The organism is Streptomyces sp. NPDC029014 (assembly GCF_055564695.1).
In genome coordinates this window covers 206,427-220,976 of the sequence record NZ_JBVHVT010000001.1, presented here as the reverse complement: position 1 = coordinate 220,976, position 14,550 = coordinate 206,427, and the positions used below count along the sequence as shown (strand labels likewise).

Below are 14,550 nucleotides of genomic sequence, written 5' to 3'. Positions count from 1 at the left end.
GGTTCAGCACTCCTCGGCGATCGGTGCTCGGGACGGGACGGGGGCGGCAGCGGTGGTGGTGGGGGTGGCGGCGGTGCCGTCCTCCCAGTGCACGCTCAGGATCTGCAGTTCCCGCCCGGCCCGGAGCTCGACGTCGGTCGCGAGGTCGCAGCGGGGGCAGATCAGCCGGGGCGGCATGCCGGTGGCCCAGTCGGCGGTGCAGGAGCGGCAGCGGGCGCGGGCGGGCACCGGCTCGGTCTCGAGCGCGGCCCCTTCGAGGAGGGTTCCGGCGCAGGCGAGTTCGAAGCAGAAGGCGAGGGCGTCCGGTACCACTCCGGCCAGCTCCCCGACCTGGAGCCGGACCGAGGTGACGGCGGTCGCGCCGGCGGCTTCGGCCGCTTCCTCCACCTGGCCCACCACGGCCATGGCGATCGACATCTCGTGCATGGGACTCCGTCCTGCCGGGCCCCATTAGACCGGCGGGCGGGGTGCGGGGCGGCCGGGCGCGCCGACGCGCCGGGCCGGCCGTACGCCATTCGGACGCGAACGGGCCGCGGGACCGGGCCTTGAAGCGGTCCCGCGGCCGTTCCGCGGTCGTCCCGCGGTCACATGCGGCGGATGCGCAGGTAGCGCTGGATGTCGGGCAGGACCGCCTTCAGCACGAGCGCGGCGAGGACGATGACGGCCCAGCCGCCGATGACGGATTTGTTCGAGCTCATGGGTTCCTCCTCAGTTGGCGGCGACACCCGGTTCGTCCTGCGGCGTCTCCTCGTCCTGGTGGTGCACGAGGTCCAGCACCATCCGCACGGCCTCGTCGACGGCGGCGGCCACCGGGGGGCTCAGTCCGATCTCCTCGTCCAGGCTGCCGGGTTCGCAGCCGACGACCCAGATGCGGCGGGGCGGGGCGGCCCCGGTCCCGGCGCACAGGGTGTCGAGCAGGGCGAGCACGGCGTCGGGGGACATCTGGTGGCCGTCGAGCACGGGGGCCTGCGGGGCGACGGGCCCTTCCCCGCCGGCCTCGATCAGGTACAGCGTGCCGGGGGCTCCGCCGCGGGCGGTGGCGTCGACGAGGACGAGCGTGTCGTAGCCGTCGAGCAGCTGGTAGGCGAGGTGGACGCCGCGGACGCCGATGTCGGCGGTCTCCACCCCGTCGGGCAGCCGGCCGGCCGCCCCGGGCGCGGACAGCCGCCGTACGGTCTCGACGCCGAAGCCGTCGTCGCCGAGGAAGACGTTGCCGATGCCGGCGACCAGGGTCCGGCGGCTCACGCGTCCTCCAGGGGCGTGACCTCGTCGGGCTGGAAGTACAGGAACCGGCCCTGTTCGCGGCGGATGTCGGCGCCCGGGTCGCCGTCGACGGTGACGGCGAGGTGGACCCCGCCGTCGACGTCGCGGAGCACGGCCTCGACGAGGGCGGTGCGGCCCTGGAGGAACAGGTCCTGGGCGTCGGTGCGCCGCAGCCCCGGCCGGAGCAGCACGCGGCTGCCCGCGCCGACGGCCGTCCCGTCGACGGTGATCCGGTCGCGGGCCGGGTCGGCGGGGTCCGCGTGGGCGGGGTCCCACCAGGGGGTGTCGGGGCGGAACACCGCGTCCCCGTCGAGCGGTTCGGGCAGGTTGCCGGGGCCGGGCGGCGCGGCGGCGGCCGCGGCCGCGGTTCCCGGTCCGGTGATCTCGCGCAGGGCCCGGACGGCGCCGTGCAGGCGTTCCAGCACCTCGGGGGGCATGCTGTCGGCCAGGTCGATCACGGCGGCGGCGCGGGTGTCCGTGCCGCGCGCCTCGCGTTTCTCCTGGTCGGTGAGGGCGGCCGTGCGCAGGGCGAGGATCTCGTCGATCTCGGTGGCGTCGTACATGGCCCCGGCGCTCTCGGGGGCGATGCGCGGGTGGTCCTCCAGGATGATCGGCGAGGACAGGACCACGTCGGCGCGGCCGTCCTCCCCGGCCAGCACCGGCCAGGTGTGCCGGTTGTCGCAGCCGGCGACCGAGGCCCGGGCCCATTCGGGCGGGTCGGTCATCGACAGGAAGGATCCGGCGCTGAGCCCGAGCAGCAGGTGAGCGGCGACCAGGGACCGCGCCAGGGCGGCCTCGCGGTCGGCCCCGTGCTCGGGCGGGTTCCAGTCCGCGGTGTTCTCGACGACCGCGGTGAGTTTCAGCGCCCGGTACGGGACGTCCAGGGGCGCGGCGTGCAGCCGCAGGACGCCGTCGATGCGCTCGGTGCGCCGGACCAGGCGGCCCACCGGCCGTCCGTCGGCGTCGAGGACGGGCTCGGTCTCCTCGCGGGCGGGCCGGGTGAAGGGCAGCGACACCTCGCCGGCCTCCAGATCGGCGACGCGGACGCTCATCTCGACCCGCTCCTCGCGGCCCTCGTCCCAGGGGACCAGGACCCGGTCGGGCAGGTGGAGTTCGCGCACGGCGGCGAAGGACCCGTCGGCTCGGGCCTCTTCGACGGTACGGCGTTGGGCGTGCAGGAAGCGCAGTTCGACGGCGACGGAGGCGTCGCCGCGGGGTTCCGCGACGAGTTCGGTGCGCTGGCCCGAGTGTTCGCCGTGCCGGGGTCCCCAGACGGGCGGGACCAGGACGCCGAACTGCCAGCGCATCCGGTTCTTCGCGGCGGAGGCCCGGTACGGGTAGAGCACGTAGCCCTCGAACAGGACGGCGTCGGCGACCTGGCGGGCGAGCGCGAAGCGGGCCGCGGGTACGGCGGCGGTGGTCGCGGTCATGGCGCGGTCCTTCCGGTGGCGCGCGGCAGGACGGCACCCGCCCAGACGGGGTCGCGGGGCGGGCGCCCGTCGGTGTCGGCGTGCGCCGCGGCGAGCAGGGCCCGTACGGTCTCCTCCCAGGAGGCGAGGGCGTGGCGGGAGCGGTAGGCGAGCAGCTCCGCCATGGTGTCGCGGGGCAGGCGCAGCCAGCCGCAGCCGGGGAAGTGCTGCTCCATCATCTCCCGCCACACGGTGACGGGCAGCCGGCAGGCGGCCTCGCGGTGCCAGGGCACGGGCTCGACGTGGAAGCCGCCGGCGCCGGTGAAGGCCGTACCGGAGAACAGCATCAGCAGGGGCGCCTCGCCGTCCTGCAGGGCGGCGAGGTAGCGGCCGGCCGAGATGTCCTGGTCGTAGCTGCAGGGCACGGCGACGTCGGTCTCGGTCTCCCCGGTGAAGCCGGGCACCATGACCGCGACCTGGGCGAGCTGGACGGGGTGCAGGGTGCTGCCCCAGCGGGAGCGGTCGCCGAACAGGTCGTGGAGGGCGGCGGTCTCGGCGGGCCCGTAGTCGCGCCGGGCCGGTTCGATCCGCACCTGGCAGCGCAGGGCGAGGGCGTGGACGCGGGCGCCGCCGGAGGCGGTGATGCGCAGCCGGAAGACGAGGGTGGGGCCGGCCGCGTACGGATCGGCGCGCACACCGGTGACGGTGAAGCCGAAGTCGGTCACGACTGCCCCTCCTGCCCGGCCGTGCGGGGTGCGGGCAGTGCGGTGGCGCGCCGCTCTACCTGGGCGAAGAAGGCGGTGAGGGCGGCGCGGGCCTCCGCGCCGCCGTCGAAGCCCTGCCACAGCATCCGCATCCGGCCCACCAGTTCGTAGCAGATGTCGATGGGGACGAGGTGGCACTCGGTGCGGTCCGCGGTGCGGTGCAGGAGCAGCGCCTCGACGTCGGGTTCCAGCATCCCGGCGAGCCGGCCGGCGCCGAGGACGGTCTGCCAGGTCTGCGGGTCCAGTTCGCTCTCGGTGGCCCCGGCGGGGCTGGGGTAGAGCGCGACGAGCCGGTCGAGTGCGGCGTTGCGGAAGAAGAACGCGACGCCGACCGGGATCCGCAGCCGTTCCCAGGCGGTGTCGTCGAGCCGGTGGGCGGGGTCGGTGAGGTAGCGGTCGGGGACGGTGCGGTACCGTCCGCGGCCGGCCCCCGGGCGGTCGAAGAGCAGGGCGCAGGGGGTGCACGCGCAGACCAGGGCCCGCTTCTCGGTCTCCACCAGGTGCCGGTGGCCGTGCCCGGCCACCGGCACCCCGCACAGTTCGCACACCTCGGGGCGCGGCGGGCGGGGACCGGTGAAGCGCCGCAGTCCGGGCACGGCCGTGCGGGACGGCCCGGACGCGGACGGGGGTGCGGCCTGGGGGCGGGCCGGGCTCACGGCACGCGCGCCGGGGTCGGCGGGCGGGTGCCGATCTGCAGCAGGGCGGGGGCGGGGGCCGCGGGGGCCAGTTCGACCGCGGTGACCTCGGGGGCGAGGCAGGCCACGGCGTCCTCGACGCCCTGCCGGACCGCCTCCGCGGTGCTCCCGCAGCCGCAGCCGGTGGCGGGCCGGCCGGTGGAGCGCAGCCGGAGGGTGCCGGTGGCCCCGTCGAAGCCGATCAGTTCGACGGGTTCGGGTACGGACTCCAGGGCGCGGGCGATCCGGGTGTCGACGTCGTCGGGGTGCAGGTCGTGCAGGGCGAGCAGACCGGCCACCAGGTCGTCGCCGAGCATGCGGGTGAGGGCGCCCGCGCCGAGCCGCTCCACGATCCGGGCGAGCCCGGCACCGTAGAAGTCCATGAGCACGCGGACGAGTTCCTCGGCCGCCTCGCAGGCCTGCCGGTCGCCGGAGGCGGCCAGCCGGTCGAGGACCTCCTCGACGCGGCGGCCGGCCTCCCGGGCGTCGATGACGGCCGCGCTCATCCGCCGAGCCCGCTCAGGCCGGTGGGCACGTGCATCGACTTCACGGTCCTGCCGCCGCCGACGTACATGTGGACGCCGCAGGGCAGGCAGGGGTCGAAGCTGCGCACGGCGCGCATGATGTCGATGCCCTTGAAGTTCTCCGGGGTGTTCTCCTCGAAGATCGGGGTGTTCTGGACGGCGTCCTCGTACGGGCCGGGGGTGCCGTAGGTGTCGCGGGTACTGGCGTTCCAGGGCGTCGGCGGGTACGGGTGGTAGTTGGCGATCTTCCCGTCGCGGATGACCAGGTGGTGCGAGAGGACGCCGCGCACGGCCTCGGTGAAGCCGCAGCCGATGGACTCGTCCGGCACCTCGAACTTCTCCCAGGTCTGGGTGCGTCCGGCGCGGACCTCGGCGAGCCCCTTCTCGGCGCAGTGCAGGGCGATGGCGGCCGCGTACGCCTGGAAGTACGTGCGGGCGCGGTTGCGCTCCAGCGCGTTGCTCCACTGCGGGATCTTCCACTCGAAGGTGGTCTCCGGCTTGGTCATGGTGCGCGGCAGGTTGATGACCACGCTGTGGCCGGTGGCCTTGACGTAGCCGACGTCGACGAGCCCGGACAGGGCGGTGGACCACAGGCGGGCGATGGGGCCGCCGCCGGTGTCGAGGGCGAGGTGGTCCTTGCCGTCGAACCATCGCGGGGACATGACCCAGCTGTACTTGTCGTCGAAGTTCCGCTTCTGCGGGGCCGGGATGGTGTGCTGGTTCCAGGGGTGGCGGGGGTCGACCGGGTTGCCGAGCGGGTCGTGGCGGACGAACTGCTCCTGGCCGGCCCAGTCGTCGTAGTACGAGCTGCCCAGCAGGATGCGGATGCCGAGGTTGATCTGCGTGAGGTCGTTGGTGACCAGCTTGCCGTCCACGATGACGCCCGGGGTGACGAACATCTTCCGTCCCCAGTCGGTCATGTTGGCGTACGTGAAGTCGCAGTACTCGGGGTCGTTGAGGGCGCCCCAGCAGCCCAGCAGGACGCGGCGGCGGCCGACTTCCTCGTAGCCGGGCAGGGCCTCGTAGAAGAAGTCGAAGAGGTCGTCGTGCAGCGGCACGACGCGCTTCATGAACTCGACGTACCGCATGAGGCGGCTCATGTAGTCGGTGAAGAGCTGGACGGAGGCGATGGTGCCGACGCCGCCCGGGTAGAGCGTGGAAGGGTGCACGTGGCGGCCCTCCATCAGGCAGAACATCTCGCGGGTGTAGCGGCTGACCTGGAGGGCCTCGCGGTAGAACTCGCCCTCGATGGGGTTGAGGGAGCGCATGATGTCGGCGATGGTGCGGTAGCCGTGCTCGGCGGCGTGCGGGGCTTCGGTGCGCTCGGCGAGGTCGAGGACGCCCGGGTTGGTCTCGCGGACCATCTTCTCGCAGTAGTCGACCCCGACCAGGTTCTCCTGGAAGATGTTGTGGTCGAACATGTACTCGGCCGACTCGCCGAGGTTGATGATCCACTCGGCGAGGTGGGGCGGCTTGACCCCGTAGGCCATGTTCTGGGTGTAGACGGAGCAGGTGGCGTGGTTGTCGCCGCAGATCCCGCAGATGCGGCTGGTGATGAAGTGCGCGTCGCGGGGGTCCTTGCCGCGCATGAAGACGCTGTAGCCGCGGAAGACGGACGAGGTGCTGTAGCACTCGGCGACCCGCTTCTGCTTGAAGTCGATCTTCGTGTGGATGCCGAGGCTGCCCACGATCCGGGTGATCGGATCCCAGGCCATCTCCACCAGGCCGCTGCCGTCACCGGCCGCCTTCGTCTTCGGTGTCATCGTGTCTGCCGTGGCCCTTCTGGAAGCGGGATCGGGAGCGGGAGGGTGCGGAGGGTGCGGGAGGTGAGGGCGTCGGGCGGGGCGGTGCCGGTCACCAGGGCGGTCGGTAGCCGGTGGTGATCTTCCGGCCCGTGTGGCGCCACTTCGGCTCCTCGTCCACCGTGTGCAGCGTGACCGCACGCAGCTTGCGGATCAGGGCGCCGTACGCGCCGCTGGCCTTGGTGGAGACCGTGGCGCCCGGCGGCTGGTCCATGAACGGCATGAACTTGTCCGGGAAGCCGGGCATGGTGCAGGCGATGCAGATGCCGCCGACGTTCGGGCAGCCGCCGATGCCGTTCATCCAGCCGCGCTTGGGCACGTTGCACTTGACGACCGGGCCCCAGCAGCCGACCTTGACCAGGCACTGCGGCGAGTCGTACGCCTCGGCGAACTGGCCCTGCTCGTAGTAGCCGGCCCGGTCGCAGCCCTCGTGGACGGTCTGCTCGAACAGCCAGGTCGGGCGCAGCTTGTCGTCCAGCGGGATCATCGGCGCGGAGCCGGCCGCCTGGTAGAGCAGGTAGGTGAGGGTCTCCGAGAAGTTGTCCGGCTGGATCGGGCAGCCGGGCACGCACACGATCGGGATACCGGCCTTCGAGGTCCAGTCCCAGCCCAGGTAGTCGGGAACGCCCATGGCGCCCGTGGGGTTGCCCTCCATGGCGTGGATGCCGCCGTACGTGGCGCAGGTGCCGATCGCCACCACGGCGAGGGCCTTGGGTGCCAGCCGGTCGATCCACTCGCTGGTGGTGATGGGTTGGCCGGTCTCCGGGTCGTCGCCGAAGCCGCACCAGTAGCCCTCGGGCTTGATCTTCTCGTTGGGGACGGAGCCTTCGACGACGAGGACGAAGGGGTCGATCTCGCCGCGCTCCCCCTTGAAGAACCATTCGATGAACGTGTCGGCGCCACCGACCGGGCCGCATTCGAAGTCGATGAGCGGCCAGTGGACGGCGATCTTGGGCAGGCCGGGAAGGGTGCCCGTGACGATCTCCTCGATGCTGGGCTGCATCGCGGCCGTCAGGGACACCGAGTCGCCGTCGCAGCTCAGTCCGGCGTTGATCCAGAGGATGTGGATCGTGGGGTCCTCTACCGTGCTCTGCGTTCCAGCAGTCATGCGGATCGCTCCTTGGGCGGGGATGCGGGAGGGGGTCCTGCGGGGCCGGGAACGGCCGCGGGGGAAGGTCAGCGGCCGCCCCCACCCTTCTTGCTAGCAGCCGGCCGGCCCGGCCGCCCTGTCGGACTGGGCCGGTGCAGTGATTCCGGGCGGCCGCCCGGGGGTCGCGGTGGTACGCCGTCCCCGGGTGGGCATCGCCAGGTGCGGCGGGGTCCCAAAAGGGACCTCCTTGCGGACGAACGCCCTGCGCAGCGCGTGGTAGGGGGCCTGCGGGTCGAAGAACGCCTCCCGCATCCGGGCCAGCTCGGCCCGGCGGTGGGCGGCCAGCGGCCGCAGCGTCTCGTCGACCTCCCGGCGGGCCTTCTTCCCGGCGACCCGGGACCGGGTGCCGGGCCAGTCGGCGAGCCGGACCGCGAGGCGGGCGGCCTCCTCGGCGAAGGCCTGCGGGGCGCAGTCGATGGTCCGGTCGGCGAGTCCGAGGCGGCGGGCGGCCTCGGAGCCGACGGGCAGGGCGTCGCTCATGAGGCGCTGGGCGACGCCGGTGCCGGTGCGGCGGGGCAGGGTGTACGTCCAGTACTCCGAGCCGTAGAGGCCCATCAGCCGGTAGTGGGGGTTCAGGACCGCCCCGGACCGCATCCAGACCTCGTCGGCGGCGAGGGCGAGCATGGCCCCGCCGGCGGCGGCGTTGCCGCCGAGGGCGGCCACGACGAGCCGGTCGGTGGTGGTCAGCACGGCCTCGACGAGGTCGTCCATGGCGTTGATGTTGGCCCAGGACTCCTCGGCCGGGTCGGCGGCGGCCTCGATGACGCCGAGGTGGATGCCGTTGGAGAAGAAGTCGCGGGCGCCGCCGAGGACGAGGACGGAGGTGGGGCGCGAGCAGGCCTCGCGGTAGGCGGCGAGCAGGCGCCGGCAGTGCTCGGTGCTCATCGCACCGCCGGGGAAGGAGAACGACAGGAAGCCCGCCTCGCCGTCCTCCCGGTAGCGGATGTCCGACCAGGTGCGGGGGCCGCCGTCCCGGGTCGCGGTGTCCGGCGGGGCGGGGATCTCGGGCAGGGCGGGCAGCCGGCCGGCGAGGGCGAGGGTGGCGGGGAGTTTCACGGTCGCCGGCTCGCCGGGGGCGCGCCGCCCGTCCCGCAGTTCGGGGATCCACACGGCCCCGTCGACGGTGGCCCGGCAGATCGCGCCGGCCCGGGTGGCGAGCAGTTCGCCGGGGCGGCCGCGCAGCCCGTCCTCGGGGTGGCCGCCGTACAGGTACCACTGGCCGCCCAGCAGTTCGTCGAGGACGCCGGGCTGCGAGTCGGCGGCGCGCAGGATCCGCACGACGCGGTCGGTGGGGTCGTGCGCCCAGTCGATCCGGCGCTCTTCCTGGCGCAGGTACGGCAGGGCGCGGCCGGACCGCTGGGGTTCGGGGGTGTGCGTGCCGGAGGCGAAGCGGTCGACGGCCAGGAGCAGGGCGGCCAGGGCCGCGTCGGAGACCTCACCGCGGTAGGCGTCGCTCTTGCCGACGGGCGGGAGCGTGCAGTGGGCGGTGGCCCAGACGGGGCCGGCGTCCATTTCCTCGTCGGCCTGGAGGACGGTGACGCCCCAGGTGTCCGCGCCGTCGGTGAGGGCCCGGTCCAGGGAGGAGGGGCCGCGGTCGCCCACGGGGCCCGGATGGACGACGAGGCAGACGTGCCGGGACCAGACCTCGCGGGGGATGGCCGTCTTGAGCATCGGGGCGACGATGAGGTCGGGCCGGTGACGTTCGACGGCCTCGGCGAGGCGGGTGCCGGGCAGGACGAGCTCGACCACCACGCTGTGCCCGCGGTCCCGCAGCTCGGCGTGGACCCGCTGGGTGAGGCTGTTGAACGTACTGGCGGCGAGCAGGATGAGCACGTGTTCTCCCAAGCGTCCGGCCCGGCGGCGCCGGTGGCCGAAACGGTTTCGGCCACCGGCGATCGTCGGCCACGGGCGTGCGCCGGTCGCTGAGACGTACGGGCGGTGTCACCCGTACGGGGAGCACGGCACCGCCACCTGGTGGAGGGCGGGCGGTGCCGGGGCGCCGCCCGCCGCCACCGGGTCAGCGCAGGTCGAAGCTGATGGAGGACGCCTTGTCGTTCATGCCGTCACCGACGTACGCGTTGTAGCCGTGGTAGGTCTGGTGGGCGCCCCGGAAGTCCTTGTGCTCCCACAGGGTGATCGGGCAGGTGATGCCCTCGGCCGAGCTCACGGTGTCGTTCCAGCCCCACTTGGAGAGCTCGTTGAACTCGGGGTAGCGCCAGTTGCAGCCGACGCTGCCGCGGAACGTGAACTCGCTGCCGCCGGAGTTGGCGTCGCTCCATATCCGGCCGAGGTCCTTGTACTCCGCCCGGGCGCCGAAGGCGGCCGCCTCGGTGCGGGTCCCGAAGCAACTGCCCACGCCGGTGTCGACGACGTACGTGCAGTACGTGGCGGGCTTGGGGGCCGGCGCCCGTTCCACCGCCGCGGCCGGGACGACGCCGGCGGCCGTGAGGGTGAGGGCGGCCGCGCCGAGCGCGAAGGCCGATCGAATCATGCGCATGACTACTCCTCGAATCGGTGCGGAAACGCGCCCCGTTCGCGGCGTGCGAGGGGCGCGGGGACGACTCAACGGGGCGGCCCGGGGGTGCGTCGAGGGGGCGCAGGTGCCCGTGGCACGTTCCGCCCGCCCGGCGGCGGGTCAGCGGCCCGCGGGCGGGTGGCCGGAACGGACGCCGGGGCCGGGACGGTTCCGGGCGCGGGCCTGCGGGGCGGGGGCGGCGCCTGCGCCCGGGTGGACGCCGGGGCGGCCGCTGGGTGACCGGATCGCCATGGATACGGGTGTTCCGCCCGGGGCTCCACGGGTTGTCCCGTTCTCGACCGGGGTGGCGGGTGGTGCGCATCACCCCTGGATCCCCGGTGGTCGGCCGGACATCGTCCTCACCGAGGACCGGGCCATCCCGCCGGCGCTCCAGGACCTGATGGTCCGGGAGGCCGACGAGCTGACCCCGGGCAACCCCTTCCGCGACCGCCCCGTCCCCGCCCCGCACCTCGGGCCGCGCGACCCGGCGGTGCTCGCGGACGAACTGGTGCTGGCGGCCCGGCCCTACCGCTGAGCCCGGCCCGGCGCCTTCCCGCTCAGCAGCCCGGGGCTCCCGTGCCGCCCCGCTGCGGCAGGCTCAGGTTGGGTGCGGAGCTCGGCCAGGTCAGGGCGGCCGTCTTCGTCGTCCCGTCCGCGTTGATCTGGACGACGGGGATCGGCTTGCCGACCGGGTTCCCGTCGGTACCGAACGACAGCCATCCGCTGGCCCCGGGCAGCATCTGCGCGCAGTAGAACTGGTGCAGGATGCCGGTCAGCAGGCCCGGGTTCTTCACGCCCGCCCCCTCGTGCCGGGCGGCGCTGAGTCCGGCGACCACGGCGTCGTGCGTGAGCATCGCCTGCCCGCTGGCGAGGCCCGCCGGGTCGAAGGACAGCGGCGGCTGCGCGCCCTGCGTGGTGGCGAGGGGCTGCTTCGTACACGGGTCGGGGCGCCCGGTGAACGCCGAGAAGAACTGGTCGTAGTTGCGCTTGGCGTCCGACCCGGGGCACTCGTTCCCCCACTCCTCCGGGCTGGCGAGCGCCGTGAACGCCACGGTGACCCGCCCCGAGGAGATGCCCTTGAGCACCGTGTCGTCGCGGATGGCCTCCGAGGCGTCGTCGCCGACCAGGATGTTCAACTGGCCGATGCCGCAGGGCGCGCCCTGCACCCAGGTCTGCACGAAGGCGCCCAGGTCGCGGCCGCGGCCGGCGAAGTACACGGCGGACGGGGCGGCCTGGCACAGGTTGGCGTGCATCAGGCTGAACTGCTGCACCAGGTAGTCGTAGCGGCCCGCACCGCTGGGCATGTCATGGGGCGAGGTGTACGGCAGCACGGTCACCGTGCGGTCCGGGGCCTGGAAGCGGACCTTGGCCTCGGCCGCCAGGGTGGCGGTGTAGTCGTCGCCCTCGACTCCGTCGGCGACCACGGCCATCGAGGTGACCGCCGGCTTCAGCCCCGACACGTACTGGTTGGCGGCGATCACGGTGTCCGTGTTGGTCGGCGAGACGCGGAACATGTCGGGGATCAGCTTCTTGCCCGTCGGATCGGCCGGGTCCAGGTTCATCGAGTTGCCGGTGACCGTGGAGCCGATGACCGGGATGTGCAGCTGTCCGGAGATCGCCGCGGCGGCGCGCCGGGTCTGCTCGGTGGACTGGCCGAGGCCGACGACCGCCGAGATGCGCTCGGACCGGGCGTACTGCTTGACGCTCTCCACCGTCCGCTCCCAGGACCCGTACCGGCTGCCCATGTTGGCCAGGTAGAGCTTGACGCCGGGCCTGCTGCCGTACGCGGCGGTGTTGTTCGCCCTCCAGACGGCGGTGATCGCGCCCTCGATGTTGTGGTACAGCGACTCGTACGTCACCGTGTCCACGTCGTCGACGGGCGACAGGTTCAGCATGAGCACGACGCTGGTGGACTCCCCCGTGACCGCGTCGTTGGCGGCGCGTACGTCCTTCTGGAGTGCGCGCATCCGCTCCGGGTCGCTCTTCGTGAACGGCTTGCCCTCCAGGTTCACCCCGACGCAGGCCACGGGTTCGCCGGTGGCGGTCATCCCCTTGCCGCACGACAGCTCGGGCGGGAAGAAGAACGTGTAGAGGCGGTTGCCGCCCACGACGGCGCCGGCCAGGACCAGGAGGATGACGACCACCGACACCACCGGATGGCGGCGCCACCGGAGGAACCTGGGAATGCGTACACCTGCGGGCATGAAGGACTCCTTGCGGTGCGCACGGCCACGCCGGTGCGTGGCGCGGGAGGATCAGGCGAAGCGGGCGCCGGCCTGCTGGAGGGCGCTGACGTCGAGCAGACGGGAGTTGTGCGCCAGGCGTTCGAAGCCCTCTTCGATCTGGGCGTCCCATCGCCGGCTGCGCTCGGTCAGCGGGTCGTTGTACAGCCACAGCAGGGCCAGGAGCTTGGCGGTGGCCACCGAGACGACGTCCCGGCCGGTCTGTTCGATCCCGGTGAGGAGGAGGGCGTACGCCTCCTGCGCGGACTGCTGGTGGACGAGGCGGCAGGGCGCCGACGCGAGGTAGTCGAGGAGCCGCACCCAGGCGCGGTGGTCGCGGTCGAACCGCGTGGCGAGCGCTTCGGCGACCGCGGGGAAGTCACCCAGGGCCAGGGCGTAGAAGAGCTGCTGTTCGTCGCGGGCGACGGTCGAGCCGTTGTGCGCGGAGGTCAGCGAGGCCAGGGCCTGGGCCTGCCGGGTGAACACCTCGCGCCACGGGTCGGTGGGGGTCTCCCGGCCGGGCCGAGCCGGGGCGGCGGGGGCGGGGAACGTCGCGGGGGCGGCGGCCAGGGCGGTGAGCGCGCAGCGGCTCAGCCAGGGGTGCAGGACGGGCGGCCGGTCGGCCTCGCCCCAGCCGACCTCCCGGACGAGGGAAGGGCGGTGGAAGAAGGTGCTGACCCACAGGTTGCGGCGCAGCAGCTCCAGGCTGCGCGGCAGGTCCGCTATCTCGGGCGGTACGCGGGGGTCGTCGGCGGTGCGCACGTCCGCGAGGTAGGCCGCGGCGAGGACCACGGGCGGCGCGCCCGTCCACTGCCGCCCGGGGGCGTCCAGCCCCTCGGGCAGGCTGCCCTCCAGGGCGCGCGACCACAGGGGTCTGCCGCCCGCGTCGACGGCGGCGGGCAGGGGTCTGTCCCGTTCGGCGGCGTCCGCATCGGGGGACGCGGAGGCGCGCTGGTCCCGCAGGGTGAGGGCGGCTCCCCAGTGGCCGCCGGTGAGGGCGTGGGCGACGGACGCGGGAACGGGCGCGGCCAGGGAGCCGCCGCCGTCGGCGATGTCCCCGACGCGTTCCTCGGACATCGGGTCGAGCCAGACCGGGTACCAGTAGTGGGCCGCCGAGAGCGGGTCCGGGCCACCGCCCGGCTCGTCCTGCCGGGTCCAGGCCGCGCGGGTGGCGCGGGACAGCAGGGGGATGCGGCGCTGCGGGCTCTCCGGCAGCGGGGTGGTGCGCCAGGGCTCGCACCAGCGGGTGGTCCACTCGGGCTGCCACTGGTCGCAGGCGGCGAGGACGACGAGCGGGTCCGCAGCGCCGAACGAGCCCGGCGCGTGCTGCTCGTTGCGGATCCGGGCGGCGACGAGGGCGGTGAGGAAGTGGCGGCCGGCCGGGGTCTGGGCCCCGTCCACGAACAACACCCAGGCGTGGTCGTGGCGGCCGCGGGCGGGCCCGGACGTCGGGATCTCGCAGGAGCAGGCGGAGCGCAGCGCCGGGTGCCGCTCGGCCTGGTCCTTGGCGTCGGCGAGGAAGGCCGCCAGCAGGGGTGCCACCGCCGCCGAGCGGGAGGCGGAGCTGAGCCGGACCAGGGCGTCGACGTGCCCGGCGTCCTCCGCCTCGGGGATGCCGACGTGCCAGCGCAGTGCGTCGCGCAGGCCCCAGCGGGCGGTGCTCTGCAGCAGCGATCCGATCACGGGCCGGGCCCCGTCCCGTACCGCCCCGGCGACCTCGCGGGGGCCCTGGACGAGCGGGCTGAGCGCGCCGGTGACCACTACGTCCATGGTGGCGTCCACGGCGCCTTCCAGACGGGAGGCGAACCGGCCGCGGCGGGTGTTGCGCGTGTAGTGCCGGATCAGGTCGCGGATCTGGTCCGTCGCGCGGGCCCGGTCGGGCTCCAGGTCCTCGTTGAGCGCGAGCAGTCCGAGGGCGAAGCGGTGGAAGACCGGGCTGCGGCGTAACGTGTCCCAGCCGCGCATCATCTGGAACGCGACCAGGGCCGCCGCGGAGACCGGGTCCAGCGGGGTCTCGTTGAAGTCGAGGTGGGCGTGGACCACCGTCGATCCGCATCCCTGGGACAGGGACCGCAGCGTGGTGGACTTGCCGGAGCGGCGCGGCCCGAGCAGGGCCACCACCGGCTGCCGCTGGTCCGGATAGCGCCAGATCATGTGCCGCAGGAACGCGTCCGTCCCCTGCGCATGGCCGAGCTCCGCCGTTGCGCTCATCATGCCCCGCCCCCCG

Annotated in this window: 14 protein-coding genes; 1 reads left to right on the top strand and 13 read right to left on the bottom strand. The window is 73.8% G+C overall.

Going from position 1 to position 14,550, the window contains the following annotated elements; all coding sequences use genetic code 11:
• Positions 1–3 precede the first annotated feature (3 nt).
• The 11 genes from hypA to ACZ4VL_RS01125 form a co-directional block, all read right to left on the bottom strand.
• Complete coding sequence (gene hypA, locus ACZ4VL_RS01175) at positions 4–426, bottom strand: hydrogenase maturation nickel metallochaperone HypA (RefSeq protein WP_468194055.1); 423 nt, start codon at positions 424–426, stop codon at positions 4–6.
• A 158-nt stretch (positions 427–584) separates the two neighbouring features.
• Entirely contained in the window at positions 585–698 is a 114-nt protein-coding gene (locus tag ACZ4VL_RS01170; protein ID WP_385838726.1) for a DUF6893 family small protein, read from the bottom strand.
• 10 nt (positions 699–708) lie between these two features.
• A complete protein-coding gene (locus tag ACZ4VL_RS01165; protein WP_468194053.1) occupies positions 709–1,245 on the bottom strand; it encodes a hydrogenase maturation protease in 537 nt (178 codons plus the stop codon).
• Positions 1,242–2,693, bottom strand: coding sequence for a hypothetical protein (locus tag ACZ4VL_RS01160; protein WP_468194050.1), 1,452 nt, complete (start codon positions 2,691–2,693; stop codon positions 1,242–1,244). Before ACZ4VL_RS01160 ends, ACZ4VL_RS01165 begins: the two co-directional genes overlap by 4 nt.
• On the bottom strand, positions 2,690–3,397 hold the full coding sequence (locus tag ACZ4VL_RS01155; RefSeq protein WP_468194047.1) for a DUF6084 family protein: 708 nt from the start codon (positions 3,395–3,397) through the stop codon (positions 2,690–2,692). Before ACZ4VL_RS01155 ends, ACZ4VL_RS01160 begins: the two co-directional genes overlap by 4 nt.
• Entirely contained in the window at positions 3,394–4,023 is a 630-nt protein-coding gene (locus ACZ4VL_RS01150; protein WP_468194224.1) for a DUF5947 family protein, read from the bottom strand. The genes ACZ4VL_RS01155 and ACZ4VL_RS01150 overlap by 4 nt, the downstream gene beginning before the upstream one ends.
• A gap of 65 nt (positions 4,024–4,088) precedes the next feature.
• The gene (locus ACZ4VL_RS01145; RefSeq protein ID WP_468194045.1) at positions 4,089–4,616 is read right to left on the bottom strand and encodes a hypothetical protein; all 528 of its coding nucleotides are present in this window, start codon (positions 4,614–4,616) and stop codon (positions 4,089–4,091) included.
• The gene (locus ACZ4VL_RS01140) at positions 4,613–6,397 is read right to left on the bottom strand and encodes a nickel-dependent hydrogenase large subunit (RefSeq protein WP_468194042.1); all 1,785 of its coding nucleotides are present in this window, start codon (positions 6,395–6,397) and stop codon (positions 4,613–4,615) included. The genes ACZ4VL_RS01145 and ACZ4VL_RS01140 overlap by 4 nt, the downstream gene beginning before the upstream one ends.
• Positions 6,398–6,488: 91 nt before the next feature.
• Positions 6,489–7,544 (bottom strand): NADH-quinone oxidoreductase subunit B family protein, encoded by a 1,056-nt coding sequence (locus tag ACZ4VL_RS01135; protein WP_468194040.1) that lies wholly within the window; start codon positions 7,542–7,544, stop codon positions 6,489–6,491.
• Positions 7,545–7,637: 93 nt separating this feature from the next.
• Entirely contained in the window at positions 7,638–9,419 is a 1,782-nt protein-coding gene (locus ACZ4VL_RS01130; protein ID WP_468194037.1) for an enoyl-CoA hydratase-related protein, read from the bottom strand.
• 184 nt (positions 9,420–9,603) lie between these two features.
• Complete coding sequence (locus ACZ4VL_RS01125; protein ID WP_468194034.1) at positions 9,604–10,083, bottom strand: hypothetical protein; 480 nt, start codon at positions 10,081–10,083, stop codon at positions 9,604–9,606.
• A 322-nt stretch (positions 10,084–10,405) separates the two neighbouring features.
• Between ACZ4VL_RS01125 and ACZ4VL_RS01120 the strand changes: the two genes are divergently transcribed.
• A complete protein-coding gene (locus tag ACZ4VL_RS01120) occupies positions 10,406–10,636 on the top strand; it encodes a hypothetical protein (RefSeq protein ID WP_468194031.1) in 231 nt (76 codons plus the stop codon).
• A 22-nt stretch (positions 10,637–10,658) separates the two neighbouring features.
• Here ACZ4VL_RS01120 and ACZ4VL_RS01115 read toward each other — a convergent pair whose 3' ends face one another.
• Complete coding sequence (locus ACZ4VL_RS01115) at positions 10,659–12,305, bottom strand: type 1 periplasmic-binding domain-containing protein (RefSeq protein WP_468194028.1); 1,647 nt, start codon at positions 12,303–12,305, stop codon at positions 10,659–10,661.
• Positions 12,306–12,356: 51 nt separating this feature from the next.
• Complete coding sequence (locus ACZ4VL_RS01110; RefSeq protein WP_468194026.1) at positions 12,357–14,537, bottom strand: hypothetical protein; 2,181 nt, start codon at positions 14,535–14,537, stop codon at positions 12,357–12,359.
• Between the last annotated feature and the right edge of the window lie 13 nt (positions 14,538–14,550).